The organism is Thioclava indica (assembly GCF_000714545.1).
GTDB lineage: Bacteria > Pseudomonadota > Alphaproteobacteria > Rhodobacterales > Rhodobacteraceae > Thioclava > Thioclava indica.
Genome location: NZ_AUNB01000001.1, coordinates 111,665 through 136,693, shown reverse-complemented (window position 1 = coordinate 136,693; position 25,029 = coordinate 111,665). Strand labels below are relative to the sequence as shown.

At 62.4% G+C, this 25,029-nt stretch carries 27 protein-coding genes; 16 read left to right on the top strand and 11 right to left on the bottom strand.

Annotation, left to right across the window (positions count from 1 at the left end):
* Positions 1-5: 5 nt before the first annotated feature.
* The 3 genes from DT23_RS00700 to DT23_RS00690 form a co-directional block, all read right to left on the bottom strand.
* Positions 6-1,247 carry an aminopeptidase gene (locus DT23_RS00700; protein ID WP_038127199.1) on the bottom strand — a complete coding sequence of 414 codons (1,242 nt, stop codon included), beginning with the start codon at positions 1,245-1,247 and terminating at the stop codon, positions 6-8.
* Between the two features lie 64 nt (positions 1,248-1,311).
* Positions 1,312-2,472, bottom strand: a complete 1,161-nt coding sequence (locus DT23_RS00695) for an iron-containing alcohol dehydrogenase (protein ID WP_038127196.1) — start codon at positions 2,470-2,472, stop codon at positions 1,312-1,314.
* 72 nt (positions 2,473-2,544) lie between these two features.
* Positions 2,545-3,003 (bottom strand): Lrp/AsnC family transcriptional regulator, encoded by a 459-nt coding sequence (locus tag DT23_RS00690; RefSeq protein ID WP_051696945.1) that lies wholly within the window; start codon positions 3,001-3,003, stop codon positions 2,545-2,547.
* A gap of 137 nt (positions 3,004-3,140) precedes the next feature.
* Here DT23_RS00690 and cobA point away from each other — a divergent pair, with 137 nt between their 5' ends.
* The 5 genes from cobA to DT23_RS00665 are packed head-to-tail and all read left to right on the top strand — an operon-like array spanning position 3,141 to position 7,005.
* Entirely contained in the window at positions 3,141-3,929 is a 789-nt protein-coding gene (cobA, locus tag DT23_RS00685) for a uroporphyrinogen-III C-methyltransferase (RefSeq protein ID WP_081846865.1), read from the top strand.
* Positions 3,929-4,228, top strand: a complete 300-nt coding sequence (locus tag DT23_RS00680) for a DUF2849 domain-containing protein (RefSeq protein WP_038127193.1) — start codon at positions 3,929-3,931, stop codon at positions 4,226-4,228. Before cobA ends, DT23_RS00680 begins: the two co-directional genes overlap by 1 nt.
* Positions 4,228-5,880 (top strand): nitrite/sulfite reductase, encoded by a 1,653-nt coding sequence (locus tag DT23_RS00675; RefSeq protein ID WP_038127190.1) that lies wholly within the window; start codon positions 4,228-4,230, stop codon positions 5,878-5,880. The genes DT23_RS00680 and DT23_RS00675 overlap by 1 nt, the downstream gene beginning before the upstream one ends.
* Positions 5,864-6,604: a phosphoadenylyl-sulfate reductase gene (locus tag DT23_RS00670; protein WP_051696944.1), complete on the top strand. Its 741-nt coding sequence runs from the start codon at positions 5,864-5,866 to the stop codon at positions 6,602-6,604. The genes DT23_RS00675 and DT23_RS00670 overlap by 17 nt, the downstream gene beginning before the upstream one ends.
* Positions 6,601-7,005 carry a DUF934 domain-containing protein gene (locus tag DT23_RS00665; protein WP_038127188.1) on the top strand — a complete coding sequence of 135 codons (405 nt, stop codon included), beginning with the start codon at positions 6,601-6,603 and terminating at the stop codon, positions 7,003-7,005. The genes DT23_RS00670 and DT23_RS00665 overlap by 4 nt, the downstream gene beginning before the upstream one ends.
* Positions 7,006-7,038: 33 nt before the next feature.
* On the opposite strand, the gene DT23_RS00660 is transcribed toward DT23_RS00665, so the two are convergent.
* The gene (locus tag DT23_RS00660; protein WP_038127185.1) at positions 7,039-7,656 is read right to left on the bottom strand and encodes a TetR/AcrR family transcriptional regulator; all 618 of its coding nucleotides are present in this window, start codon (positions 7,654-7,656) and stop codon (positions 7,039-7,041) included.
* 106 nt (positions 7,657-7,762) lie between these two features.
* Between DT23_RS00660 and DT23_RS00655 the strand changes: the two genes are divergently transcribed.
* The 3 genes from DT23_RS00655 (at position 7,763) to DT23_RS00645 (ending at position 9,896) form a co-directional block, all read left to right on the top strand.
* Positions 7,763-8,440 (top strand): PspA/IM30 family protein, encoded by a 678-nt coding sequence (locus tag DT23_RS00655; RefSeq protein WP_038127184.1) that lies wholly within the window; start codon positions 7,763-7,765, stop codon positions 8,438-8,440.
* 121 nt (positions 8,441-8,561) lie between these two features.
* Entirely contained in the window at positions 8,562-8,843 is a 282-nt protein-coding gene (locus DT23_RS00650) for a YiaA/YiaB family inner membrane protein (RefSeq protein ID WP_038127181.1), read from the top strand.
* Between the two features lie 66 nt (positions 8,844-8,909).
* Complete coding sequence (locus DT23_RS00645; RefSeq protein WP_051696943.1) at positions 8,910-9,896, top strand: Lnb N-terminal periplasmic domain-containing protein; 987 nt, start codon at positions 8,910-8,912, stop codon at positions 9,894-9,896.
* Positions 9,897-9,899: 3 nt separating this feature from the next.
* Here the strand turns inward: DT23_RS00645 and DT23_RS00640 are convergent, their stop codons facing one another.
* A complete protein-coding gene (locus tag DT23_RS00640) occupies positions 9,900-10,805 on the bottom strand; it encodes a hydrogen peroxide-inducible genes activator (RefSeq protein WP_038127681.1) in 906 nt (301 codons plus the stop codon).
* Positions 10,806-10,906: 101 nt separating this feature from the next.
* Between DT23_RS00640 and DT23_RS00635 the strand changes: the two genes are divergently transcribed.
* Both DT23_RS00635 and DT23_RS00630 read left to right on the top strand, forming a co-directional pair.
* Positions 10,907-11,554 (top strand): peroxiredoxin, encoded by a 648-nt coding sequence (locus DT23_RS00635; RefSeq protein ID WP_038127178.1) that lies wholly within the window; start codon positions 10,907-10,909, stop codon positions 11,552-11,554.
* Positions 11,555-11,620: 66 nt separating this feature from the next.
* Positions 11,621-12,058, top strand: coding sequence for a Dps family protein (locus tag DT23_RS00630; RefSeq protein ID WP_038127176.1), 438 nt, complete (start codon positions 11,621-11,623; stop codon positions 12,056-12,058).
* 44 nt (positions 12,059-12,102) lie between these two features.
* On the opposite strand, the gene DT23_RS18310 is transcribed toward DT23_RS00630, so the two are convergent.
* Positions 12,103-12,435, bottom strand: coding sequence for a hypothetical protein (locus tag DT23_RS18310; RefSeq protein ID WP_051696942.1), 333 nt, complete (start codon positions 12,433-12,435; stop codon positions 12,103-12,105).
* A gap of 361 nt (positions 12,436-12,796) precedes the next feature.
* Between DT23_RS18310 and DT23_RS00615 the strand changes: the two genes are divergently transcribed.
* From DT23_RS00615 to DT23_RS00605, 3 genes are all read left to right on the top strand, one after another.
* Positions 12,797-13,861 carry a Hint domain-containing protein gene (locus DT23_RS00615; protein ID WP_038127170.1) on the top strand — a complete coding sequence of 355 codons (1,065 nt, stop codon included), beginning with the start codon at positions 12,797-12,799 and terminating at the stop codon, positions 13,859-13,861.
* A gap of 106 nt (positions 13,862-13,967) precedes the next feature.
* Positions 13,968-14,741, top strand: coding sequence for a gamma-glutamyl-gamma-aminobutyrate hydrolase family protein (locus tag DT23_RS00610; RefSeq protein WP_038127167.1), 774 nt, complete (start codon positions 13,968-13,970; stop codon positions 14,739-14,741).
* A gap of 19 nt (positions 14,742-14,760) precedes the next feature.
* The gene (locus DT23_RS00605; protein WP_038127165.1) at positions 14,761-15,447 is read left to right on the top strand and encodes a D-lyxose/D-mannose family sugar isomerase; all 687 of its coding nucleotides are present in this window, start codon (positions 14,761-14,763) and stop codon (positions 15,445-15,447) included.
* On the opposite strand, the gene DT23_RS00600 is transcribed toward DT23_RS00605, so the two are convergent.
* The 3 genes from DT23_RS00600 to glmU are packed head-to-tail and all read right to left on the bottom strand — an operon-like array spanning position 15,448 to position 19,457.
* Complete coding sequence (locus tag DT23_RS00600; RefSeq protein ID WP_081846863.1) at positions 15,448-16,299, bottom strand: DNA alkylation repair protein; 852 nt, start codon at positions 16,297-16,299, stop codon at positions 15,448-15,450. It lies immediately after the preceding gene.
* The gene (gene glmS / locus DT23_RS00595) at positions 16,296-18,110 is read right to left on the bottom strand and encodes a glutamine--fructose-6-phosphate transaminase (isomerizing) (RefSeq protein WP_038127162.1); all 1,815 of its coding nucleotides are present in this window, start codon (positions 18,108-18,110) and stop codon (positions 16,296-16,298) included. The genes DT23_RS00600 and glmS overlap by 4 nt, the downstream gene beginning before the upstream one ends.
* On the bottom strand, positions 18,111-19,457 hold the full coding sequence (gene glmU / locus DT23_RS00590; RefSeq protein ID WP_038127158.1) for a bifunctional UDP-N-acetylglucosamine diphosphorylase/glucosamine-1-phosphate N-acetyltransferase GlmU: 1,347 nt from the start codon (positions 19,455-19,457) through the stop codon (positions 18,111-18,113).
* 108 nt (positions 19,458-19,565) lie between these two features.
* Between glmU and DT23_RS00585 the strand changes: the two genes are divergently transcribed.
* The 3 genes from DT23_RS00585 (at position 19,566) to DT23_RS00575 (ending at position 22,744) form a co-directional block, all read left to right on the top strand.
* Positions 19,566-20,240 (top strand): HAD-IA family hydrolase, encoded by a 675-nt coding sequence (locus DT23_RS00585; protein ID WP_038127156.1) that lies wholly within the window; start codon positions 19,566-19,568, stop codon positions 20,238-20,240.
* An 87-nt stretch (positions 20,241-20,327) separates the two neighbouring features.
* Complete coding sequence (locus DT23_RS00580) at positions 20,328-21,569, top strand: MFS transporter (RefSeq protein WP_051696941.1); 1,242 nt, start codon at positions 20,328-20,330, stop codon at positions 21,567-21,569.
* Positions 21,566-22,744, top strand: a complete 1,179-nt coding sequence (locus DT23_RS00575) for a DegT/DnrJ/EryC1/StrS family aminotransferase (protein WP_038127154.1) — start codon at positions 21,566-21,568, stop codon at positions 22,742-22,744. Before DT23_RS00580 ends, DT23_RS00575 begins: the two co-directional genes overlap by 4 nt.
* On the opposite strand, the gene DT23_RS00570 is transcribed toward DT23_RS00575, so the two are convergent.
* Together DT23_RS00570 and DT23_RS18305 are read right to left on the bottom strand one after the other, a co-directional pair.
* Positions 22,741-23,664, bottom strand: coding sequence for an ornithine cyclodeaminase family protein (locus DT23_RS00570; RefSeq protein ID WP_038127151.1), 924 nt, complete (start codon positions 23,662-23,664; stop codon positions 22,741-22,743). The two genes, DT23_RS00575 and DT23_RS00570, sit on opposite strands and share 4 nt — an antisense overlap.
* An 8-nt stretch (positions 23,665-23,672) precedes the next feature.
* Positions 23,673-24,932, bottom strand: a complete 1,260-nt coding sequence (locus DT23_RS18305; RefSeq protein ID WP_051696940.1) for an FAD-dependent oxidoreductase — start codon at positions 24,930-24,932, stop codon at positions 23,673-23,675.
* Positions 24,933-25,029: the final 97 nt, after the last annotated feature.

The following is a 25,029-nucleotide window of genomic DNA, read 5'->3' as shown; positions in this document are numbered from 1 at the left end:
GCGCGTTACTGCGCCCATTCGCCCTTGCGGAAAACTGCTACGCGCGAGCCATCGGCGCGGATGCCATCAACATCCGTTTCCGCCCCGCCGATCATCCAATCGACATGGATCAGGCTGGAATTGCCGCCTTTGGCTGCGATCTCGTCACTGCTTAGGTCGCCGCCATTGAGGAAGCATTTCGAATAGCACTGCCCCATCGCGATATGGCAGGCGGCGTTTTCATCATACAGCGTGTTGTAAAACAGCAGTCCCGATTGCGAGATCGGCGAGCCGTGCGGCACCAGCGCGACCTCGCCCAGACGGCAGGCGCCCTCATCGGTGGCGATCAGTTTTTGCAGCACTTCCTGGCCCCGGCTGGCCCGCGCCTCGACCGCGCGCCCGCCCTCAAACCGCATCTCGATATTCTCGATCAGGCTGCCTTGATGCGAGAGCGGTTTTGAGGCGCGCACCACGCCATCGACACGCGCGGCATGGGGCGTGGTGAACACCTCTTCCGTCGGGATATTGGGGTTGCAGGTCACGCCGTTCTTGGCCTCGGATGCACCGCCATGCCATTCGTGATCATCCGCCAACCCGACCGTCAGATCGGTGCCCGGACCGGTGAAATGCAGTGCCGAAAAGCGTTCCGAATTGAGCCAGCTTGAGCGTTTGCGCAGCTCGCCGTTATGGGCCTCCCACGCAGCGACCGGATCGGGCTGATCGACGCGCGAGGCGGCAAAGATCGCCGCGGCCAGTTTGCCCACGGCCTCGTCTTGGGGCAGATCGGGGAACACCCGCGCGGCCCAAGCGGCGGTCGGGAAGCTGACAATCGACCAGTTGATTTCAAAGTTCGAGATCTTTTCGAGTGCCGGTTTATAGGCTATCGAATTGGCCTTGCCCGCGCGCGCCGCTTTCTCAGGGTCTTGGTCGGCCAGCATCATCGGATCATCGCCCACAATAGCCATGCGCGCGGCGTTGCCTGCATAGGCCTTGGCCATGCCCTCAAACAGCCAGCCCGGCGCGGTGTCAAAGCTGGCATCATTGGCATGGGCGTAGCGCGCCAGCGTAACTTCCTCATCGCTCAGGATCGGGGTCACAAGGCTTGCACCGGCGCGATAGGCCTCGGCGGCGATCTTGCGCACGAGGGGCAGGGCGGCGGCGGGCGCGGTCAGCACCAGTTCCTGACCCGGTTGCAGGTTCAGCCCGACATGCACGGCGACCTGCGCCAATTTTTCAAGGGATTTCGGGTCAAGGTCAGCGTGGCTCATTTTGGTCTCCTGCTACTAAGTCTTGGCGCATAACCTGCACCGCAGCGCGCCAAGGTCAAGCGCCTCAGAACGCCTCACGGTAAAGCGATAGCGCGTCGTCCTCGGTCACCTCGACGGGGTTGTTCATCAGCAGGCGCGTTTGCTTCATCGCATCGCGCGCCAGCATCGACAGGCTGTTATCGGTCACGCCGACATCGCGCAGGCGACGCGGCGCGCCGCTGGCATTCATCAGCGAGTCCATATGGGCCACGAAGGCGTCCGAGCGCGCTTGCGCATCGCCGCTGCCCGCGACCCCCATCACATCGGCCAACTCGCCATATAGCGACGCGGCGGCGGTGGCGTTATAGCGCAGGACCGGGCCCAGCATCAGCGCATTGGTCAGCCCGTGGGGCAGGTGATAATGCCCGCCCAGCGGATAGGCCAGCGCATGAACGGCGGCGACGGGGGCGTTGGAAAACGCCTGTCCGGCCAGCGTGGCCCCCAGCAACATCGCCTCGCGCGCATCGCGGTTGGTGCCGTCCTGACAGGCCGCGATCAGGTTGGCCCCCAGCAGTCGCAGCGCCTCGCGCGCCAGCGCGTCCGAGAGCGGGTTTTTCTTGTGCTTCGAGGTATAGGCTTCAATCGCGTGGACCATCGCGTCAATGCCCGTCGCAGCAGTGTGGACTTGGGGCAGCCCGACCGTCAGGCTGGCGTCGAGCAGCACGAAATCGGCGTAAAGCTGGCGCGAGACGATCCCCATTTTGGTGGTCTCTCCGGTGGTGATAATCGAGATATTGGTGACTTCCGATCCGGTGCCAGCGGTGGTGGGCACCAGCGCCAGCGGTACCCGCGCGCCGCTCACATTGCCGATGCCATACATCGTCGAAAGGTCCTGATCCAAACCGATCATCACCGCCACCAGCTTGGCAATATCAAGGGAAGATCCGCCGCCAAGCCCCAGAACAATATCGATTTTCTCAGACCGCGCCATCTCGGCGCAGGCGCGCACGATGGCCTCGGGCGGGTCGGCGACCACATCGTCAAACAGCGTCACGACAAAGCCTGCCTGCGTCAGTGCGGCCTGAACCGGCGCGATCAACCCGGCCTCGATCAAGCCGCGATCCGTGACCAGCAACAAGTTGCGCGCGTCAAAGCGTTCGGCCAGCAAATCACCCAACTGCGCGCTGCCCTCCCATTGCACGTGAATTTCGGACACGGTGGTAAAGCTGAACGGCGTGATGGTCATGTGGTCCTCCCAAGGATTTGGCGCCAGCATGTCAGATTTCAGCGCGAGCGCCAGAGCGGCAGTCCGCGCGCCCTAAAGCGGTAGTTCAAGGCTGTGTTTCATCTGCTCCATCGACAGGCTGGAGGAGACATCATGAATCGGGATGCGCGCGACCAAGTCTTTGTAAAAGCGGTCGAATTCTTCGGTCGAGGCCACCTGCACCTTGAGCAGATAATCCAGCGTTCCCGCCAGACGATGCGCCTCGGTGATTTCGGGCATGTCCTCGATCACGGCCTTAAAGCGCTCCAACCAGTCGCGCTCGTGCTGGCCAGTGCGGATTGAGACGAAAAACGTCTCGCGCAGCCCCACTTTGCGCGGATCAAGGATCGCGGCCTGGCGCAGGATCGTGCCATTTTGCACCAGCTTTTGAATGCGGTTCCAGACGGTGGTTTTCGCAAGGGCCACGCGCTGCGCGATTCGTTCCAGCGACAGGGTCGCATCACGTTGCAGCTCGATCAGGATGCGTCGGTCGTCATCGTCGATGTCTGACATTCTGTTCTCTCAATGGTTATGCGAACGAAAGGTTGGTTTTGCAAGCTTAGACAAAACAAATTCCAGATTGGCAAGGGTATGACTTGTGCGGTTTGGAATAATGTTCTGTTTGGGGGTAAGTAAACAGGAGCCAGCCGATGCGCCATTTCCCGATTTCCGACCCTTCGAACAAGGGGACCAAGCGCGACTCTGGTTGCGCGCATGTTCATTTCGTGGGGGCAGGGCCGGGCGATCCCGAATTGCTGACGTTGCGCGCGCATCGCTTGATCGGCGCGGCGGATGTGGTGATCCATGATCGTCTCGTGACGCAAGAGATTTTGGACCTGACGCGCCCCGACGCGCTGCTGATCGACGTGGGCAAGACGGGGTTCGGCCCCTCATGGGATCAGGGCGATATCAATGATTTGCTGGTGACATACGGTGCGCAGGCGCGTGTCGTGCGGCTGAAATCTGGCGATCCCGCGGTGTTTGGCCGTCTCGATGAAGAGGTCGCGGCGCTGGACAGCGCAGGTGTCGCCTATGACGTCACTCCCGGTATCACGGCGGCTTCGGCGGCGGTGGCGGGCTTGGGCGTAAGCCTGACGCAACGCGGGCGCAATGCGGGCCTGCGCATCGTGACGGGTCATGACGCCAAAGGCTTTGCCGAGCAGGACTGGCGCGATCTGGCACGCCCCGGCGCGGTGGCGGCGATCTATATGGGCAAGCGTGCGGCGCGGTTTTTGACCGGGCGCTTGATGATGCATGGCGCGACGGCTGACACGCCGGTGAGCGTGGTGGAAAACGTCTCGCGCAGCGATGAGCGCATCATTTCCAGCGATCTGATCGGGCTCGCGGATGCGCTGGAAGATGTGACGGGTCCGGCGGTGTTGCTGCTGGGGATTGCGCCGCGCGCGGGTCTTCCCGCAGCCCTTCGGGAGGCGTTGTAATGGCGCGCGCAATCCCGGCGCAGGTTGTAAGCGCCAACCATCTGATTGAGGGAGATGCGATCTGGTTCACTGGCACAGGGTGGTGTCGTTCCATCGCCAAGGCTCAGGTGGCCGAAACACCCGAGGATGCGCAGGTGCTGCTGGCGCAGGCGCAATCGGGCGCGGAAGCCGCCCGCGCCGTCAGCCTGTATCTCGCCGAGGTCGCGATCACGCCCAATGGTCCGCGCCCCACCCATTTCCGAGAGATTTATCGGGTGCGCTCGCACAAGACCCACCCGCAACTGCACGAGGTTTCATAATGTATGCCTATTCCGACTTTGACCGCGATTTCCTGCGCGCCCGTGTGGATGAGTTTCGCGGCCAAGTAGAGCGCCGGCTTGATGGCTCGCTGAGTGAGGATGAGTTCAAACCGCTGCGTCTGATGAACGGTCTGTATCTGCAACTGCACGCCTATATGCTGCGCGTGGCGATCCCCTATGGCACGCTGCGCAGCGCGCAAATGCGCAAGCTGGCCGAGATATCGCAGCGTTGGGATCGCGGCTATGGCCATTTTACGACGCGCCAGAATATCCAGTTCAACTGGCCGCGCCTTACCGATGTGCCTGATATGCTTGACGCGCTTGCCGAGGTCGGAATGCATGCGATCCAGACCAGCGGAAACTGCATTCGCAACGTCACGGCGGACCATTTCGCAGGCGCTGCGGCAGGCGAGGTCGAAGATCCGCGCCTCACCGCCGAGCTGATCCGGCAATGGTCCACCGATCATCCCGAGTTTGCCTATCTGCCGCGCAAGTTCAAAGTGGCGGTCACGGCATCCGATCAGGATCGCGCGGTGATCAAGCTTCACGATATCGGGCTACGCCTGCGCGAGCGGGATGGCGAGATCGGCTATCAGGTGGTGATCGGCGGCGGCTTGGGGCGCACGCCGTTTATCGGCAAAGAGGTGCGCGACTGGCTGCCAAAGCGCGACCTGCTCGCCTATCTTGAGGCTATTTTGCGCGTCTATAATCTGGGCGGTCGGCGCGACAACAAGTTCAAGGCGCGCATCAAGATACTGGTGCATGAGACCGGGCTTGAGGAGTTGCGCGCGAAGATCGAGGCCGAGTTCGCCAGCGGTCGCCGTCTGTTGCCCGATGTGTCGCCCGAGATCACCGCGCAGATCGCGCAAGGCTTCGCCCCGCCCGCGTTTCGTGATGATCCGGTGGTGCCGTTTTCGCCCGGCCCTGCGTTTCGCTCGTTCCTCGACACCAACCTGCACCCGCATAAGCGCGCGGATCACGTCAGCGTCACCGTCTCGACCAAGCCGATTGGCGGCACGCCGGGCGATGTTACGGCGGATCAGATGCACGTGCTTGCCGATCTGGCAGAACAGTTCGGCTATGACGAGTTGCGCATCAGCCACGAGCAAAACGTCATTCTGCCCCATATCCATCGCAACGATCTGGGCGCGGTCTATGATGCGCTGGCGCAGGCGGGGCTGGCGACCGCGAATATCGGGCTGGTGTCGGATATCATCGCTTGCCCGGGGCTGGATTATTGCGCGCTGGCCACCGCGCGCTCGATCCCGATTGCGCAGCAGATTTCAACGCTGTTTGGGGATCTGGACGCGCAGGCCGATATCGGGCCGCTCAAGATCAAGATTTCGGGCTGCATCAACGCCTGCGGGCATCACCATGTCGGTCATATCGGGATTTTGGGCCTCGATCGGGCCGGCGTGGAAAACTATCAGCTCACGCTTGGCGGCGATGGCACCGAGACGGCGACGCTGGGGGCGCGCACCGGGCCGGGCTTTGCCTATGACGAAATCGTGCCAGCGGTCGGTCGCCTGATCGAGGCGTATCTGGATCTGCGCGAGGATCGCAGCGAACCCTTCCTGCAAACCTATCGCCGTGTCGGGATCGAGCCCTTCAAGGCCGTTTTATATGGAGAGCGTGATGCGAAGGCTGCTTGAGAGCGTCCCCGAAACCCGTGCCAACGCGGGCGCGCAAACCAGCGCCGCGCGGCTGAATGTGCGCTACGCGCAGGCCCCGGCGGATGAGATCCTGCGCGCGGCGCTTGAGGCGCTGCCCGGCCAAATCGCGCTGGTGTCGTCGTTCGGGGCGGATTCGGCGGTGCTGTTGCATCTGCTGGCGCAGATCGACCGCGATGTGCCGGTGCTGATGCTGGAAACGCAGATGCTGTTTGCTGAAACTCTGCAGTATCAGCGTGACCTTTCGGCCCATCTGGGACTGCGCGATGTGCGCTTGCTGACGCCCGATCCTGATCTGCCCGAGGATTTACACCTGAGCGACAGCAAGATGTGCTGTGCCTTGCGCAAGGTCGCACCGCTTGAAAGTGCGCTGGGCGATTTCGCGGGCTCGATTACCGGGCGCAAACGGTTTCAGACCGGGCCGCGCGCGCAGATGCCGATCTTTGAGGCCGATCACGCAGGCCGCTTGCGCATCAACCCGCTGGCCAGTTGGACGCCCGCGATGCTGGCGCAGCATATCGAGATGCACGATCTGCCGCGTCATCCGCTTGTGGCGCGCGGTTATCCGTCGATCGGTTGTGCGCCCTGCACCCGGCCGGCAACCAACAGCGATCCGCGCGCGGGGCGCTGGGCCGATGAAACACGTGAGGAATGCGGTATCCATTTTGCGCCCGATGGGCGTGTCATCAGGAGGAAAGCGGGATGACTCAGATTGTGTCCAAAGACGGTTTCGTGGCCGATCCTTTTGCAGGCGTCGTGCGGCGCAGCCCCGACGATCATCGCCCCGGCGCGGCGCTGCGCCTTGGCCCGGATGCCGATATCGCCGCGCTGGCGCCACTGATCGAAACCGCCTCGCTGATCGAGATCCGCTTTGACAGTTTCGCCGACGGACGCGGGTTCTCGTTGGCGGGGCTGATCCGGCGTTCGGGGTTCAGCGGGCATCTGCGCGCTTGCGGCCCGCTTTTGGTGGATCAGTTTCGCGCGGCGTTGCGTGCGGGGTTTGACGATATCGAGCTGCCCGACGAGATCGCAAATCGCCAGCCCGAATCGCAATGGCGCGCGGTGCCGTTCTCGGGGGGGTATCGCGAGCGGGTCTTTAGCGCCTGATCCTGAAACGACTCTGAAGCGATCAGGACGCGCCTAACCCGCGTCCTGACCCAGATGCGCGCCCCGCGTCATTGCGCTGACAAGGGCTGTGACCTCTGATTTCAGCTGATCCAGCGGCACGCCGACAAAGCGTCCCTGCAACGCCAGCAGCACCACGCCATGCACCGCCGCGAATGTCGTGCGCGAACGCATGACCAGCGCGGCCTCGTCCAGATCGGGGCGCAGCGCATGAAGCGGAGCGATCAGCACTTCGATCAGAACGGCGTGATCCTTGCGATGCCAGTCCGGCATCTCCACACCCTCGGGCAGGCGATGTTCAAACAACGCAATCCAAAGCGCGCGATTGGCGCAGGCGAAATCGACATAGGCCGAGGCCAGCGCCTGCAAGGCCGCTTCAGGGGGCGCATCAGGCGCGGGCAGGGCGGCTTTCAGCGTCTCGCCCAGCCGCGCCAGCGTGCGCGCATTCACATGCAAGATCAGCATATCGAGATCTTCGAACGCGGTATAAAGCGCCCCCAGCGCGCAGCCTGCCTGCGTGGTCAGCGCGCGCGCCTTAAGCCCGGTGATCCCGTGCTGGGTGATCTGATCCTGCGCTGCTGCGATCAGGCGGGCGCGCAGGTCGGCGCGCTTCTCTTCTCGACTGTTTCCCATCTTTCACCAAACTTTTTCTTGAACAGTGTTCATTTTATTCTTGAACGACGTTCATGCTTCCTGCATAAGGGCTTCATGAACAGCGTTCATAGCAAAGGAGAAGGCAATGTTCAAGATGATGACGACTTTGATCCGCGGCCGTAGCCATGATGTCACCGAGGCCTTTGGCGATGCCAATGCGCTCTCGATCCTGCGCCAGCAGTTGCGCGATGCGGCAGACGGGCTGCAAGGGGCGAAACGCTCGGTCGCGGTGGTGATGGCCTATGCCGAGCGTGAGCGCAAATCGGCTGCCAAGCTGGACACGCAAATGGCCGATCTTGAGGCCCGCGCGATGGACGCGATCCGCAAAGAGCGTGACGATCTGGCGGTCGAGGCGGCCTCGGCGATTGCCGAGTTGGAAGCCGAGCGCAAAGCGACGCAGACCTCGATCACCCATTATGACGGCGAAATCCGCCGCTTGCGCGAACAGGTCGGTCTGGCCGAGCAACGCCTGCGCACGCTTCAACGCGGCAAGCAAATCGCGGATGCGTCGCAACGCACGCAAAAGCTGCGCGGCACGATGCCCGATGGCGTGATCGCCAGCCTCAAAGAGGCCGAGGCCACGCTGGAGCGTCTGCAAAGCCGCCAATCCCATGCCGAGGATGTCGAGATCGCAATGGGCGAGCTGACCTCTAGCTCAAGCGCCGAGGCGACGTCGGCCCGGCTGGCCGCGGCGGGATGCGGCGCGCCCTTGCGCAGCGAGGCCGCCGATGTGCTGGCCCGGCTGCGTGCGAAAGCTGAGTAACATTCACGTGACCTAAAGTTGCAGCAAACGCGTCAACAATCGGCCCACAACCCCTGCGAGTGTTGCGACAGGACGGGCCAATCCACATCACGGCCAAGTGCCATTCATTCGGAGAGTAACAATGACAACCTACACCCCCAAAGTATCCAAGGCCTGGAACACCTTCACCTATTTCATGTTCGGCATTGCCGTCTTGATGATGGCAGGCGGCATCTGGTCGCTGGACGCCAGCTTTACCGCTAAGGGCTATTATTCGATGGCCGCCTTGATGCTGGTCTATACCACCGCCGCAATCACCAAAGCGCTGCGCGACAAGGAAGAGGGCGATCGTCTGTATAACAAGATCGAAGATGCCCGCACCGAGCGTTTGCTGGCAGAGGTGTCGGGCAAGGACGCCGCCTGATAGGATTGCAAGGACCGGGGGCTGCGCCGCGCGTGGCCCCCGCCACCCTTTGAGGGGATTTATTCGATGGCTCGTTTCAAACGGTTTACCCGTTTCTTTTTCCATGCGCTGTTTGCGCTGCTCGTGATTGGCGGGGCGGCTTGGTCGGCGACCGCGCTTTGGCTGCATCTGGCGGGGGGCGTGCGTATCGCCGCGCTGACCGTGCTGGGGCTAGGTGCCCTTGGGGCATTTATTGCGCGCTACAACCGGCGTCGTCTGGGTTGGCTGGTGCTGGCGACAGGCGTGCTGATCGTGGGTGGCTGGTATCAAACCATCACGCCGCGCGATAATCGCGACTGGGCCGCCGAGGTCTCGCGCGGGGTCACGGCGCAGGTCGATGGCAACCGCGTCACCCTGTCCAATATTCGCGATTTCGACTGGCATACCAAGACCGATGCCACCGAGCGCTGGATCACCAAGACCTACGATCTGGACCAGCTTGCCAGCCTCGAAATGATCACCTCGGTTTGGGACAATCCCGATATCGCGCATCTGCTGGTCAGCTTTGGCTTTGATGATGGCGAACACGTCGTCTATTCCGTCGAGATCCGGCGCGAAGAGGGCGAGAAATTTAACGAGGTCGGTGGTTTCTTTCGCCAGTTCGAATTGGTTCTGGTCGCCGCGACCGAGCGCGACATCGTGCGGTTGCGCACCGATGTGCGCCAAGAAGAGGTGCGCCTTTACCCCGTCAATCTGACGCCAGAGCAGCGCCGCGAGATGTTCATGTCCTATGTTTCACTCGCACAGCGCCTTGAAAAGAAGCCGGAATTTTACAACACGATCAGCGCGAACTGCACCACTGCCGTCTATAGGCTGGCGCTGAGCCTGAAATCGGACCTGCCGGTGAATTGGCGTCTGGTGATGTCGGGGCGGTTGCCGGAATATCTTAATGATCTTGGCGTGTTAGGGGGGCAGGGGAGTGTTGATGAGCGCCGCACACATGCGCTGATCATGGCCAATGCGCAAGCGGCCCATCCGGGGCTTAGCTATTCGAAAGCGATCCGCGCGCGCTAGGTTTCAGTCTGCTTTCATGCGCTGATGCGTGTCGATCAGGATCTGCCCCAGCGCCGTGAACAGCTTGGCGCGCGCGGTGCTCGTGCGCCAGCCTAAAACCACCCGGCGCGGGCAGGCATCAGGCAGCGGCGCAATCGCCAGATCCTGCCCACGCGCCACGCCCGCATCCAGCGCCAGATTGGGCAGCAACGTAATCCCCAACCCCTCGCTGACCATCGAAATCAAGGTGGTCAGCGAGGTCGCGGAAAAGCTGTCATCTTGGGCAAGATCGCGATCTGGGAAGGCAGACAGCGCGTGGCGTTGCAGGCAATGGCCCTTTTCCAGCAGCATCAGCTTGGCGCCCTCTAACTGATCGCCGCGCACGGGCGTTGGGCCAAGACTGCCGGGCGGGGCGGCAAGGTGATAGCCATCCTCGAATAGCTCCATCACCTCGATTCCCTGAGCGTCAAAGGGCAGGGCGAACAAGATCAGATCCAACCGCCCCGCGCTAAGCCCCGCGATCAGGCTTTCGGTCATTTCCTCACGCAGCAGCAGGCGCAGATCGGGGAAGCGCGCGCGAATATCGGGCAGGGCGCGCGGAATGAGGAACGGGCCGATTGTCGGGATCGTGCCTAGCCGCAACTCACCCCCCTCGGGGGCCGATTGCGCGGCGGCAAGTTCCTCAATCTCTTGCGTGGCCAGTAAAACCGCGCGGGCGCGCCGGGCAATCTCTGCCCCGACCGGCGTCAGAATGACCGAGCGTTTCGTGCGCTCGGCCAGTTGCACGCCTAGGCGGTCCTCTAATTCGCGCAAGCCGGTGCTCAGCGTGGGCTGCGTGACGAAACAGATCTCGGCGGCGCGCGAGAAGTTCAGCGTATCGGCAATCGCGGTCAGAAAGCGCATCTGGCGCAGGGTGATGATCGGTTGCATATTCACCTACTCTATAACTACGATCTTTATAATCAATTTCATTTATCAATGGCCAGTCGCTAAATCTACCTCATCGCAACCAAGACTTGATGGAGAAAAAGATGACCGACACGATCCAAGCCCCGCAGATGCCCCAGCTCAACGCCCCCGCGCCCAGCTTTGACGCGCCCAGCACCCATGGCCAGCAAACGCTGGACGCCTATAAGGGCCAGTGGCTGATCCTATTCTCGCACCCGGCTGATTTCACGCCCGTTTGCACCACCGAATTCATCGCCTTCGCCAAGAAGCAGGATGATTTCGCAGCCCGCAACACCGCGCTGCTGGGGCTCTCGATTGACAGCCACTATTCGCACATCGCCTGGATGCTCAACATCAAAGAGAAGTTCGGCACCGAGATCAAATTCCCGATCATTGCCGACCTGTCGATGACGGTGGCGCGCGATTACGGGATGATCCAGCCCGGCGCGTCTGACACCTCGGCGGTGCGTGCGACCTTTATCATCGACCCGCAAGGCGTGCTGCGCGCGATGGTTTACTACCCGATGGTTGCAGGGCGCTCGATTGACGAAATTCACCGCCTGTTGGTGGCGCTGCAAACGGCGGATGAGAACAAATGCGCGATGCCGGAAAACTGGAAGCCCGGCGATGCGGTGATCGTGCCCACGCCCGCCACGCCCGAAGCCGCGCTGGCACGTGCTGACGAGGGATACAACACGGTGGATTGGTACTTCTCGACTCGTCAGCTTTAAAATCTGCGTCCCGGCACTTATGTGCCGGAGACACCCCCGCGACCCTGAAACACAAAGGAAATTCCGATGAGCCAACAATCCAATATCGACAGCTTGACACATGTTCTGGGCCAGACCTTCGGCCTTTATGTCCAGACCCACGGGTATCACTGGAACGTTGAAGGGCCGCAATTTCGCCAGCTGCATATGCTGTTCGAAGAGCAGTATCAGAACCTTTGGGAGGCGCTGGACGAGATCGCCGAACGTATCCGCTGCCTTGGGGCTTATGCGCCCGGCTCGTTGAGCGAGTTGGTTGCGCTGGCCGGGGAGACGCCCGCCGCCGCACAATCCGCCGAGGCAATGGTCGATGCGCTAATCGCGGCCAACAGCGATATGGCCGACACTCTGCGCGAAGCGATCACCACCGCGCAGGATGCGGGCGATGAGGTGTCGGCGGGGATGCTGACCGACCGTCTTGAATGGCACGAAAAAGAGCTGTGGATGATGAAATCATCGCGCAAGTAACGTGATTGGCGGCCCGTTTGCGCGGGCCGCTTTGTCGCTCGCGTTTAGATCGCGCTGTTCAGCGATTGCGAAATCAAGCGGGCGCGTGTGCTCGCAGCAAAGGGATGCACGAGCGCGTTCTCAAGGGCCGCCACTTTGACGTAGCCAAGATTACTCAGATCATCCGTCGTTCCCGAGATTTGCTGCAAGCGGGCCTGATCGAACTGGCTTAGATGCGGATCGGCGGGCATGAAATAGGCGGGATCCGCCCCGTTTTGTCCGCCACTGCTTGGGCTTGGCATCATGTCGCCAGGCTGGCCATTTTGGGCCAGAACCGGAGCGGCGGCGGCGGCGAGCGCCAAGGCGCTGACTGCGAAAATTTGCGTAAGTCTCGTCATTGGGTGTCCTTCCCTGATCCGTGCCGCAAAGCCATCGGAATATGCAGTCTCCCGTTGCTCTGATCGACGTCTTAACCAGCGCATGTCAGGTCTTAGCAATTGCGAATGCCTAACATTAAATTTGGCCGTTGGGGGCTAGGGCAAGCTCACTTATACGCAAGTTTCAGTGAAGCCCGCGCGCATCGCCGCAAGCAGCATCGGACCGCGTGAACAAGGGGGCTGCGGAAAGCGGCGAAATTCCAAGTTGCGCCTTACCTTTACGTCACAAAAACTATTTCTTTGACGATTCCTCTGTGTTAGCTTTGCCTGAGCAGTAAAATGAGGGCCGAAAAACAGGCTCCGCTGAACGAAAATGAGGCAGATGAGCAAGGCGCGCTATCAAGGCACGTTCGTCATTTCATGGGCGCAGACGGAAATCGACGGCACGCCGTCGCCCGCGCCCGATATTGTGACGGTGGGGGCAACCTGGCGCTGGAGCGGCGAGGCGCTGCGCGTTGATGGTCCCAATGATTTGCTGATTTTGCGCGATGCTGTGGGCGATGAGGCGCGGCGCGCACGCGCGTCCAAAGTCGTGCGTCGTTTGCTGGGGGACGCGGTGGGCGCACGCCGCACGCCGCTTGATATCCCCGAAGAAGACACCCCAAATCAAAGCTTTACCGTGACCGATGGCTATCACGCTTATGTCGTCACGCTAATTGAATTGCTCGATAGCGGCGCGCGCTTGCTGATGTTCACAGGCCGCATCCCGCCCGCTGACAGCGATCTCTGGGTGGTGGATCGGGCGCTTGATCTGCGTCCGAAATCAGTGCGCAACGGTCCCGCTGGCGTGATTTGTTTCACCCCCGGCACGCTGATCAACACCCCCGATGGTCGCCGCCCGGTCGAAGCCTTACGCCCCGGCGACCGCGTTGCCACGCGCGATGACGGCCCCCAAGCGATCCGCTGGATCGGCCAGCGCCGGATCTCGGGCGCGCGCCTTCACGCGATGCCGCATTTACGCCCGGTGCGGATTTCGGGCGGCGCGTTGGGGATCGAGCGCCCCGATGCCGATCTGTTGGTCTCGCCCCAACACCGGATGCTGCTGCGCGGCCCTGCTGCGCGCGCGCTTTTCGCCGAGGACGAGGTTCTGGTGCGCGCCTGCGATTTGGTGAATGGCCGCTCGATCCGCTTTGAGGGCGGAATGCCAGAACTGCACTACATCCACCTGCTGCTGGACCGCCACGAGGTTCTTTGGGCCAACGGGCTGGAGACAGAAAGCTTCCACCCCGCCTCAACCGCGCTGGAAATGATCGCCCCCGAGCAACGTGCCGGACTGCGCGAGATCATCCCCGAAGTCGCCGAAAACCCCCTCAGCTACGGGGCCTATGCACGCCGCGCGCTGAAATCGTCGGAAGCCGCGATCTTGCGTCACGATCTGGCGGCCTGAGGCGCGCGTTGGGCCTCGATTGCGACCCTATGCACAGCCCCTTGCGCATTTTTCGCCTTTTCTCGCTGCGCGCCTGCCCCTAGCTTGGGACGGAAAAGGGGACAATATGACGAGACCTGTTATTGGCATTATCGGAAATCGCGGCCTTGTCGGGGATCGCTACCCTGTCCATGAGGGCGGGCAGTTGAACTCGCAAGCCATCAGCGAAGTCTCTGATTGTATTCCGCTTTTGATCCCCGCTGATCCGGCCTATTTCTCGATTGCCGAGCTGTGCGAGGTGTGTGACGGGTTCCTGCTGACCGGCGGGCGCCCCAATGTGCACCCGTCCGAATATGGCGAGAAAGCGACCGAAAAGCACGGCACATTCGATCAGGCCCGCGATGCGATCACCCTGCCGCTTGTGCGCCATTGCGTGCAAACGGGTCAGCCGTTCTTTGGCATTTGCCGTGGTTTCCAAGAAGTGAACGTGGCGATGGGCGGCACGCTTCATCCCGAGATCCGCGAATTGCCGGGGCGGATGAACCACCGCATGCCTCCTGAGGGCGACTTGGCGCACGGGTTTTCCAATCGGCATATGGTTTCGCTGGAACCGGGCGGGAAATTTGCCCGGCTTTTCGGCGCGGATGAGGTCGAAACCAACACGCTGCACGGGCAGGGGATTTGCCAGCCCGGCGAACGTATCGTGGTTGAGGGGCGCGCGCCCGATGGCACGCCCGAGGCGATCTGGGTGCGCGGCGCGCGTGGCTTTACGCTGTCGGTGCAATGGCATCCCGAATGGCAGGCGGCGCAGGATCCGGTCTCGCGCCCATTATTTGAGGCGTTTGGTGACGCGGTGCGCGATTGGGCCGCTGGCAAACATCGCGCGGCCTGCGTCGCCTGAAACAAGAACGGGAGACGATATGAAACGCTCGCGCGTCAATGAAATCATGGCCGAGGCCGAAGAGATGATCCTCGAATTCGGCTTTCGTTTACCCCCTTTCGCATGGTGGAGCCCGGCCGAATTTCGCGCCCGATTGCCCCAAGCCCAACGCGTGGTCGACGCGCAGATGGGCTGGGATATCACCGATTACGGGCAGGGCGATTTCGACGCTCTGGGGCTGTTCCTGTTCACCCTGCGCAACGGCGATCTGCGGGATTTGCAGGCGGGTCACGGCATGGCCTATGCCGAGAAGCTGTTGATTTCGCGCAAAGATCAAATCAGCCCGATGCACACCCATGTCATTAAGGCCGAGGATATCATCAATCGGGGCGGGGCGTTGCTGGCGGTCGAACTTTACGGGTCAGACGCGCAGGGAGCGTTTGACGAAACCGCAGGCGGGGTCGTGATGTGCGACGGTGTTCCGCGCCGTTTCGCGCCGGGCGAGGTGTTGAATCTGCGCCCCGGCGAAAGCGTGACGCTGCGTCCGGGTGACTGGCATGCCTTTTGGGGCGAGGGCGGCGATGTGCTGATCGGCGAGGTCTCAACCGTGAATGACGACCGCACCGATAATATCTTTCGCGACCCAATCGGGCGGTTTTCGCAGATCGAAGAAGACGCAGAGCCGCGCCATCTTTTGGTCAGCGATTACGACAGGTTTCTTTCGTAGTTACAAAAACTTAGATGCCTCTTTGCGCGCGAAAGTCTTGAGCGTCTCACCCGAGGTTTCCAGCCATGCCCGCACCCTTTCGGGGTCTTTTTTCGACAGATCGCGCAGCCAGAACGCGATAGCGTTTTGAATGAACCAATCGCGGTCTGCGGCCAGTGCTTCGGCCCAGCCCAGCACACGTTCGCGCACGGCCAGATCTTCGGGTTTGGGGCTGCGTTGCTTGGTCCAAGGCTGTGTGATCACAAAGGCAGAACGGCGCGCCCAGAGGTTTTCGCTTTGCGTCCATGTCTCGACCTGATCAAGGCGCGCAGGATCGGCCACCAGCCGCTTTTCACCCGCTTTGCAGACCTGATCGGCAATCGCCCAAGCATCAAGTTGCTCAACCCATTCAGCAATCAAATCCCACGCTGCCTGATCGGGCCGCAGCCGCGCTTGCACCAGCAGTTTGGCGGCAGCGATGCGCGCTTCGTGGATGTTGGTGTCCCAAAGCCCACGCGCGAGATCGACCCGTCCGTCAACGTCCAACTGGCCACGCCACAGCGCCACCATATCGTCAATCGCGGCGTTGGTAATGCCCAGATAGTGCCGCTCTGCCTTGTGATACTGCGCCATTTGTGCCGCTTTTCCCGCGTCTTGCCAGCTTTCCAACGCAAAGATCGCATCCTCAAGCGAGGGCGGCGGGCCAAGCGGTTCACTCCCGTCCTCGGGTTCGGCAAAGCTTTCGTATTCGGCAGTCGAGGCGGCATAGGCCTCGGCCTCGGCGCGCAGGCGCGCCTCTTCCTCGGGCGGGAGCGGCACGAAATCCTCTGCGCGGGGGCGCGCGATGCCCCGCTTGCCGCGTTTCCGGCTCATTCGACTGTCACCGATTTTGCCAAGTTGCGCGGCTGATCCACATCGGTGCCCTTGGCGACCGCCGTGTGATAGGCCAGCAATTGCGCCGGAATAGCATAGAGGATCGGCGCGAAAGGCTCAGCGATTTCAGGCAGTTGTAACTGCGCCCAAGTGCCTTCGTCTGCCTCGGCCAGCCCTTTGGAATCTGACGCCAGCAGCACCATCCCGTGACGCGCCATCACCTCTTGCATGTTCGAGACGGTCTTGTCGAACAGCCGGTCATGCGGTGCCATCACGATCACCGGAACCATGCGGTCGATCAGCGCGATGGGGCCGTGTTTCAGCTCTCCGCTCGCATAGCCTTCGGCATGGATGTAGCTGATTTCCTTGAGTTTCAGCGCGCCTTCCAAGGCAAGCGGATACATCGGCCCACGCCCGAGGAACAAGATATCCTGTGCCTCGGCAAGGCTTTCGGCGAGCTTGGCAATCGGTTCTGACAACGCCAGCGCGGTGTTCATCAGCCCCGGCAGCGCGCGCAGCGTATCGGCATGCGTGCCCAGCGTCGGGCCGTCCAGCTCATCGCGATCCCGCCCGGCCTTGAGCGCCATCACCGCCAACACGACAAGCTGTGCGGTAAACGCCTTGGTCGAGGCCACACCGACCTCAACCCCCGCCATGATCGGCAGCGCAATGTCGCATTCCCGCGCGATGGACGAGGTCGGCACGTTCACCACGGCAACGGTCCTAGCGACCTTTTCCTGGCAATAACGCAGCGCGGCCAGCGTGTCGGCAGTCTCGCCCGACTGGCTGACAAAGATCGCAAGGCTGCGCGGCGACAGCGGCGGCTCGCGATAGCGGAACTCCGAGGCCACGTCGATTTCAACCGGAATGCGCGCGAACTCCTCAAACCAGTATTTCGCGACCGAGCAGGCGTAAAAGGCGGTACCACAGGCGACCAGCGTAATCCGGTCAATGTTGGAAAAGTCCAATTCCGGGGGCAGATTCAGCCCGGTTTTTGGCAGATAATGTCGTAAAGCGTCAGCCAGTACCACGGGCTGCTCGGCAATCTCCTTGCCCATGAAATGCTTGTAACCCGCCTTTTCAACCTGCGCCTGGCCCAGATCAATGCGTTGCTCATCGCGATTGGCGCGCCGTCCGGCAGCGTCGAAAATCTCGGCACCCGCGCGGGTGATGATCGCGTAATCGCCCTCTTCAAGGTAGGTGATCCGGTCGGTCATCGGCGCCAGCGCAATCGCATCCGAGCCGACATACATTTCGCCATCGCCATGCCCGATCGCCAGCGGGCTGCCCTTGCGCGCCGCGATCATCAGATCGTCCTCGCCCTCAAACAGCCAGAGCAGCGCAAACGCCCCCTCCAGCTTGCCCAGCGTGGCAATCGCGGCCTCTTTCGCACCCATCCCACGATCCATGAACATCCGCGTCAGTTGGGCCACGGTTTCGGTATCGGTTTGCGTCTCGGGCGAGATGCCCGCCTGCGCAAGTTCCTCGCGCAGCACGCGATAATTCTCTATAATGCCGTTATGCACGACCGCGACTGGCCCCGAGCGATGGGGATGCGCGTTGCTCGCAGTTGGCGCGCCATGGGTGGCCCAGCGGGTGTGACCGATGCCCGATTTGCCCGCGAGTGGTTCGTGCACCAGCAGATCGGACAGGTTCACCAGTTTGCCAACCGCGCGGCGGCGATCCAGCTTGCCGTCGTTAACGGTCGCGATCCCGGCGCTGTCATAGCCGCGATATTCCAACCGCTTGAGGCTTTCCACCAGCAGCGGCGCGACCTCATGACTGCCAAGAACGCCTACGATTCCACACATTTACGAGCCTTTCTTCATGCGCTCTTTTTCCGCGCGCAGTTTTGAAAATAGTTTTCCGGCTAATCCGTTTCGATTAACTTGTTTGGCGCGTCCAAGCGCGATGGCATCGGCGGGCACGTCTTCGGTGATGACCGAACCGGAGCCCGTCAGCGCACCGTCGCCCACCGTAACAGGGGCCACTAGCATCGTGTCAGACCCGATGAACGCCTGCGCGCCAATCGCCGTGCGATGCTTCATCACGCCATCATAATTGCACGTCACCGTGCCGGCACCAATATTGGTATGCGCGCCGATATCGGCATCGCCCAGATAGGTCAGATGACCAACCTTGACCCCTTCGGCAAGAACCGAGTTCTTCACCTCGACGAAATTGCCGATATGCACATCCTCGGCCAGTTCCGCGCCGGGGCGCAGGCGGGCAAACGGGCCGACGGTGGCACCGCGCGAGATATGACAACCCTCAAGATGGCAAAACGCCTCGATCTGCGCGCCGCTTTCGACGGTCACATCGGGGCCGAATACGACGTTGGGCCCGATCACCACATCGCTGCCCAGATACGTGTCGAGCGCGAAATACACCGTTTGCGGATCAACCATCGTGACGCCGTTTTCCAGCGCCTCAGCGCGGGCGCGGGCTTGGAATTGCGCCTCGGCGCGGGCGAGTTCGGCGCGTGTGTTGATGCCCAGCGTTTCGGCCTCGTCACAGGTCACGACCTGCGCTGTTAGCCCTCGGGCACGCGCGGCGGCGACGATATCGGTAAGGTAATATTCGCCCGAAGCATTGTCATTGGACAGACCCGTGACAAGCGCGCCCAACAGTGCCGCGTCACAGGCAATAACGCCGGAATTGCAAAGCGTTATCGCGCGTTCTTCATCTGTTGCATCCTTGAATTCAACGATCCGCTCCAGCATTGCGCCTTGCGTCACAAGCCGCCCGTAGCGGCCCGGATCGGCTGTCTCGAACCCCAGCACGGTCACGGCGGCGTCACTGGCCGCCATCTGCGCCAGCGTCTCGGGAGCAATGAAGGGCGTGTCGCCATAAAGCACAATCACGCGGCCCTCAAAGCCCTCCAGCGCGGGCAGGGCCTGGGCCACGGCATGACCGGTGCCAAGCTGTTCCTCTTGCAGCACGATCTCGGCCTCGGGGGCGATTTTCACCGCCGCCTTGCCCACCTGATCCGCGCCATGCCCGGCCACCACGATCACGCGCGCGGGCTCCAAGCTACGCGCGCTGGCCAGCGCATGGGCCAGCAGCGGTGCGCGCCCGATCTGGTGAAGCACCTTGGGGAGGTCAGACATCATACGGGTGCCTTGCCCCGCCGCGAGGGTGATCAGCGCAATTGCCATGAAACGTGCCTTTTCTTCTGCTCGCCCCCGTTTTACCCATTGCGAACCTTGCCGCAAGGGCTGTGTCTTCACGCTTCCTTTCGCGGTGTTACGAAGATTGGGGGCAAGATGCGCACGGTGGTGTTTGATCTGGATGGCACGCTGGCCGATACGTCGGGTGATTTGATCGCGGCAGCGAATGCGTGTTTTGTGGCGCGCGGGCATCGCGACGTGTTGAACGCGGGGCAGGATGCGCTGATCGCGTTTCATGGCGGGCGCGCGATGCTCAAGGCCGGCTATGAGCGGCTGGGGCTGGAGCAGGCCGAAGTAGAGGCGCGCATCGAGGATGATTACCAGCCGTTACTCGCGCATTACGGGGCCAATATTGATCGCCACACGCTGCTTTATCCCGGCGCGGTAGAGGCGGTGAAAACCCTGCGAGGGCAGGGCTTTGCCACGGCGATCTGCACCAACAAACCCGAGGGGCTGGCGCGCGAACTGGTGGCACGTCTCGACATCGCGGATCTGTTTGATGCGCTGATTGGTGCCGATACGCTCCCTGTGCGCAAGCCCGCGCCTGACCCTTATCTTGCGGCCGTGGCGCAGGCTGGCGGGGCGGTGAAACGCTCGCTTTTGGTGGGCGACACCAACACCGATCGCGAAACGGCGCGGGCCGTGGGCGTGCCCTGCATCCTTGTGACTTTCGGCCCCGAGGGGCGCGCGATTGAGCGCCTGTCCCCCGAGGCGCTGCTGGATCATTACGATACTTTGCCCGCGCTGGTGGCGCAGATGTTGGGCGATTGATTTACGCGCAACCCTGAGACTCGGCGCGTCTTGACAGGGGCGCGCGTGCGGCTCAGCTTGGCGCTCTGTTGAAAACCCGGAGATCTCATGGCCCGCGAAACCCTTTCAGGCGGCACTGTTTCGGCTGGGCAGGGTCATGCCACGCTGTTCGTTCTGATCGTGGTGTTTCTGGATATGGTGGGCTTTGGGCTGATTATTCCGGTGCTGCCCTCGCTGATCGAGCAGGTCGGTCATGTCGATCTGGCGCAGGCGAGCCGTGTGGGCGGGGCGATGTTTGCCGTTTTCAGCCTTGCGCAATTTGCCTTTGCGCCGTTGATGGGCAACCTCTCGGACCGGTTTGGACGCCGCCCGCTGCTGTTGCTGGCGATTGGCGGGCTTGGGGTGGATTACCTGTTTCACGCCTTCGCGCCGACGCTGTTCTGGCTGTTTATCGGGCGCGCGATTGCGGGGGTGTGCGGGGCGTCTTATGTGATCGCCAATGCCTATCTCGCCGATGTCAGCGCCCCCCAGGAACGCGCCCGCGCCTTTGGTTTAATGGGCGCGGCCTTTGGGCTGGGGTTCATTCTTGGCCCGGCGCTGGGGGGCTTGCTGGGCGAATTGGGCCCGCGCGTGCCGTTCTTTGTCGCTGCCGCGATTTCGGGGCTGAACCTGATCTACGGGCTGTTCGTGCTGCCCGAAAGCCTGCCGCCCTCACGTCGCCGCCCGCTGAACTGGCGCGCCTGCAACCCGTTTGGCACGCTCAAGGTGTTCGCGCGTTATCCCGGCGTTTTGCCGATGGCGGGGGTGATGGGGGTGTATCTGTTTGCCTCGGCGATTTACCCTGCGATCTGGCCGTTCTGGGGGATGGCGAAATTCGGCTGGACCGAGGGCATTATCGGCTTGACGCTGGCCGCTTACGGGATTGTCGCGGCGGTGTTTCAGGGGGGCATGTCCGGCCCGCTGGCACGCCGTTTTGGCGAGGCAAAGGTGGTCTTTGCGGGGCTGCTGCTGGGCGTCGTGTTGCTGATTGCGCTGGCGCTGTCTTCGAGCCTGACGATGGTGTTGATCGTGCTATGTGTGACGGGCATCGAAGGGCTGGTGCAGCCGATGCTGACCTCGCTGATGTCGCGCGCGGTCCCCGAGGATGAGCAGGGCGCGCTGCAGGGCGGGATCTCGGCGGTGATGAACCTCGCGATGCTGTTTGGCACGCTGTTCTTCACGCAGGTTTTCGGGATATTTCAGGCCGAGGGCGCGATCATCCGCACGCCTGATATGGCCTTTTACATGGCCTCGGCTATTTTATTGACCGCGTTGATCTGGTTCGCGCAGCTGCGCAGGAGGGGATTATGAGCGAGCGTTTCGAGGGCAATTTCACCCAGCAAGAACCGATATCCGAGGACGCGATTGCAGCCGCCGTGGCGGTCCTGCGCTCGGGGCGGTTGCATCGCTACAATACAGCGCGCGATGAGCCGGGCGAGGTGGCGCTGCTGGAGCAGGAATTCGCCGCCTTCACGGGCGCAAAATATTGCCTTGCGGCGGCCTCGGGGGGGTATGCGTTGGGCTGTGCGTTGCGAGCGTTGGGTGTGGCCCCGGATGAGCCGGTTTTGACCAACGCCTTCACGCTCGCCCCGGTGCCTGGCGCGATTGCAGCACTTGGCGCGCGTCCGGTGTTTGTCGAGAGCACCGAGAACCTGACCATCGACCTTGACGATCTGGCAGCCAAGGCCCCGCAGGCGCGTGTTTTGATGCTGAGCCACATGCGCGGCCATCTTTGCGATATGGACGCGCTGATGAAAATCGCGCGCGCCCATGATCTGCGCGTGATCGAGGATTGCGCCCATACGATGGGGGCGTCTTGGGCGGGCGTGCCGTCGGGGCGGCATGGCGTGATTGGCTGCTACTCAACGCAAACCTACAAGCATATCAACTCGGGCGAGGGCGGGTTGATTGTCAGCAATGATCCTGAATTGGCGGCGCGGATGATCCTGCTGTCGGGCAGCTACATGATGTATCCCCGCCATCTCGCCGCGCCTGCGCCCGAGGTGTTCGAGACGCTGAAATATGACACGCCCAATGTGTCGGGGCGGATGGACAGCCTGCGCGCCGCGATCCTGCGCCCGCAACTGGCGGAGCTGCCCGAACGGGTGACGCGCTGGAACCGGCTATATGGCGCGATGGAGGCGGGGCTAGCGGGTGCGCCCGGTCTCGCGCTAAGTGAACGTCCGCAGGCAGAGCAGTATGTCGGCTCGTCCTTTCAGTTCCGCCTGCCGGGGCGCGATGGGGCGCAGATGCTGGATTTCGTCGCGCGATGCGGCGCGCGCGGGGTTGAGTTGAAATGGTTCGGCGCGGCGGAGCCTGCGGGCTTTACCTCGCGCCACGATTCATGGCGCTACGTCGAGGCGCAAGATATGCCCAAAACCGATGCGGTGCTTGCCACGCTGCTGGATCTGCGCCTGCCGCTGACATTCAGCGAGACAGACGCCGCCCAAATCGCGCGCATCATCCGTGATGAGGTCGCGCGTTAGCCCGCGCGTTTCACTATATAGCGCGCCATCATCAGATCCAGATGCGCGCCCCCGCCATTCTTGAACAGCGTGATCTCCTCGGCACTTTGCCGCCCTTGCGCGCCCCCCACCAGATCATACAGATCGCCCTGCACCGCATCCGGCGTGATCACGCCCGCCGCAATCGGGATCATCAGCTCGCCAATATGACCCAAGGTGGTTTCGCGACTGTCCACGAATAGACGCGCGCGGGAAATTAGCGCGTCGTCGGCTTCGCGCATATCGGCCTTATAAGCGCCGATCAGATCAACATGGGTGCCCGGACGCACCCAAGCGCCATGCAGGACCGGTTCACGCGCCATCGTCGCGGAGGTGATGATATCGGCGCGTGCCACGGCGCGTTCCAGATCGGGGGCGGCATGCAGGGTAACACCGCTGGGGGCGGGACCAAGGGCCAGCGCTTGCGCCTGCTCGGGGCGGCGGGTCCAGATTGCGATATCCGTCAGCTTGGGAAATAGCGCGCTATAGGCAGCGATCAGACTGCGCGCGACGGTGCCCCCGCCGACAATCAGCAAACGCGTGCTATCAGGGCGCGCCAGCAGGGTCGCGCCCAACACGGAATCGGCGGCTGTCTTGAATTCCGTCACAAGGCGGCTTTCGATGATCGCGGATAGCTCGCCCGTCTGGGGGCGAAAGACCAGCATCGCACCCTGCACCGTGGGCAAGCCTTGGGCGGCATTGCCATCACACACGGTAAAGGATTTCACTCCATAGCCGAGCCCCTCGATATAGGCCCCACGGCTGAGCAGAGTAGCCTGCGCAGGGCCGAGAAACATATCACCCACCTGCGCGCTTGGCAGCGTGTGGCCAAAGCGCAGCGCCTCGACTGCACCGGGCCAGTCAAGGCGCGTTGCGGCCTCATAGGTAATCATCTTGGTCATATCACCTCCTAAATCGGGTCCAGCCAGCGCGCGCGTGCCGAGACATTGCGCAACTCGGGCGTGCCGCCTGTCATCGCCTGCGCGATCAGCGCACCACAGCCCGCCGAGAGCGTCCAGCCCAGCGTGCCATGGCCCGCATTGATCCACAAATTGTCAAAGCCGCGCACCTGTCCCAGATAGGGCGCGCCGGCGGGGGTGGTGGGGCGCAATCCGGCCCAGAAGCTTGCGCGATCCAGATCGACGGCCAAGCCGAAATTGCGCGTCACATAGTCTTTCAGCACGGCGATGCGCTCGGGCGGCAATGACCGGTCCTGGCCGGCAAATTCCGCAAACGCCGTGACGCGCAACTGCTCGCCATAGACGGCGACGGCGACATGCGCGGCCTCGTCGATATAGGGCAGGGAAGGCAGGCGGGCGGGATCGCGCAGCGCCCATGTGCCCGAGTAGCCCTTCACCGGGTAGATCAGCGGCGCGACCCCCAAGGGGCGGGTCAGATCGGCGGTCTCGACGCCCGTGGCCAGCAAAACCTGCGAGGCCGCGATTGTCTCAGAGCCGACCTGCACGCCTGTAACGCGCCCGCTACCGGTTTCCAATCCGCTCACCGCACTGTCATAGCGAAATTCCACCGATCCGCGCGCCGCCAGTTTCTGCGCCGCAGTATCGGTGAAAACATGGCAATCCCCGACACTGTCACGCGTCGAAAACAGCGCGCCTGCGAAACGGTCCTCTGCCTGCGCCAGCGCGCCTTCGCGATCAAACAGAGCCGCGCGATCCAGCGCATCCATCTGGTGGGGGCCATGCGCGCCCGCTGCACGGGCCAACGCCTCGGCATCATCATACAGATACAGCCCGCCATCATGGCGCAGCAAATCCTCTAGCCCCAGATCGCGCGCGACGTTACGTAATTGATCGCGGCTAAACGCGCTGAGGCGCGCCAGACGGTCGGTATTGGCACCGTGACGCGCACGGGTGCAATTGCGCAAAAACGCCAGCCCCCAGCGCCACAACGCCGGGTCGCGCAACCGCGTGACCCGCACCCCCGGTTCGCGCCCCACGAACGCCCGCATCAGCGTCACAATCGCCTCGGGTCCGGCCCAAGCCTGCGCATGGCCCACCGCGATGATCCCGGCATTGGCACGCGAGCAAACCTGCGCTGGCCCCGCTTCGCGATCCAGCACAATCACGCGCCGACCACGCGCGGCCAGCGCCTGCGCACTTAGCACGCCAATCACACCCGCACCGATGATAACAATAGGCTGTTGCGTCATGTCGCGCGCCTTCTTGCAGGGGTCACTTCGCCCCCTTTGTGGACCAAGGCGCGAAGTCTTTCCACCACCGGCTATGGATTATTTCACCGCACGCTCC

Coding starts and splice junctions, on each gene's coding strand:
- DT23_RS00700 (WP_038127199.1), bottom strand. CDS start 1,247: ATGAGCCACGCTGACCTTGACCCGAAATCCCTTGAAAAATTGGCGCAG.
- DT23_RS00670 (WP_051696944.1), top strand. CDS start 5,864: ATGCGAAGGCTGCTTGAGAGCGTCCCCGAAACCCGTGCCAACGCGGGC.
- DT23_RS18310 (WP_051696942.1), bottom strand. CDS start 12,435: ATGACGAGACTTACGCAAATTTTCGCAGTCAGCGCCTTGGCGCTCGCC.
- DT23_RS00680 (WP_038127193.1), top strand. CDS start 3,929: ATGGCGCGCGCAATCCCGGCGCAGGTTGTAAGCGCCAACCATCTGATT.
- glmS (WP_038127162.1), bottom strand. CDS start 18,110: ATGTGTGGAATCGTAGGCGTTCTTGGCAGTCATGAGGTCGCGCCGCTG.
- DT23_RS18305 (WP_051696940.1), bottom strand. CDS start 24,932: ATGACGCAACAGCCTATTGTTATCATCGGTGCGGGTGTGATTGGCGTG.
- DT23_RS00690 (WP_051696945.1), bottom strand. CDS start 3,003: ATGTCAGACATCGACGATGACGACCGACGCATCCTGATCGAGCTGCAA.
- DT23_RS00660 (WP_038127185.1), bottom strand. CDS start 7,656: ATGGGAAACAGTCGAGAAGAGAAGCGCGCCGACCTGCGCGCCCGCCTG.
- DT23_RS00635 (WP_038127178.1), top strand. CDS start 10,907: ATGACCGACACGATCCAAGCCCCGCAGATGCCCCAGCTCAACGCCCCC.
- DT23_RS00630 (WP_038127176.1), top strand. CDS start 11,621: ATGAGCCAACAATCCAATATCGACAGCTTGACACATGTTCTGGGCCAG.
- DT23_RS00655 (WP_038127184.1), top strand. CDS start 7,763: ATGTTCAAGATGATGACGACTTTGATCCGCGGCCGTAGCCATGATGTC.
- DT23_RS00645 (WP_051696943.1), top strand. CDS start 8,910: ATGGCTCGTTTCAAACGGTTTACCCGTTTCTTTTTCCATGCGCTGTTT.
- DT23_RS00650 (WP_038127181.1), top strand. CDS start 8,562: ATGACAACCTACACCCCCAAAGTATCCAAGGCCTGGAACACCTTCACC.
- DT23_RS00665 (WP_038127188.1), top strand. CDS start 6,601: ATGACTCAGATTGTGTCCAAAGACGGTTTCGTGGCCGATCCTTTTGCA.
- DT23_RS00600 (WP_081846863.1), bottom strand. CDS start 16,299: ATGAGCCGGAAACGCGGCAAGCGGGGCATCGCGCGCCCCCGCGCAGAG.
- DT23_RS00585 (WP_038127156.1), top strand. CDS start 19,566: ATGCGCACGGTGGTGTTTGATCTGGATGGCACGCTGGCCGATACGTCG.
- glmU (WP_038127158.1), bottom strand. CDS start 19,457: ATGGCAATTGCGCTGATCACCCTCGCGGCGGGGCAAGGCACCCGTATG.
- DT23_RS00580 (WP_051696941.1), top strand. CDS start 20,328: ATGGCCCGCGAAACCCTTTCAGGCGGCACTGTTTCGGCTGGGCAGGGT.
- DT23_RS00575 (WP_038127154.1), top strand. CDS start 21,566: ATGAGCGAGCGTTTCGAGGGCAATTTCACCCAGCAAGAACCGATATCC.
- cobA (WP_081846865.1), top strand. CDS start 3,141: ATGCGCCATTTCCCGATTTCCGACCCTTCGAACAAGGGGACCAAGCGC.
- DT23_RS00610 (WP_038127167.1), top strand. CDS start 13,968: ATGACGAGACCTGTTATTGGCATTATCGGAAATCGCGGCCTTGTCGGG.
- DT23_RS00615 (WP_038127170.1), top strand. CDS start 12,797: ATGAGCAAGGCGCGCTATCAAGGCACGTTCGTCATTTCATGGGCGCAG.
- DT23_RS00675 (WP_038127190.1), top strand. CDS start 4,228: ATGTATGCCTATTCCGACTTTGACCGCGATTTCCTGCGCGCCCGTGTG.
- DT23_RS00605 (WP_038127165.1), top strand. CDS start 14,761: ATGAAACGCTCGCGCGTCAATGAAATCATGGCCGAGGCCGAAGAGATG.
- DT23_RS00695 (WP_038127196.1), bottom strand. CDS start 2,472: ATGACCATCACGCCGTTCAGCTTTACCACCGTGTCCGAAATTCACGTG.
- DT23_RS00570 (WP_038127151.1), bottom strand. CDS start 23,664: ATGACCAAGATGATTACCTATGAGGCCGCAACGCGCCTTGACTGGCCC.
- DT23_RS00640 (WP_038127681.1), bottom strand. CDS start 10,805: ATGCAACCGATCATCACCCTGCGCCAGATGCGCTTTCTGACCGCGATT.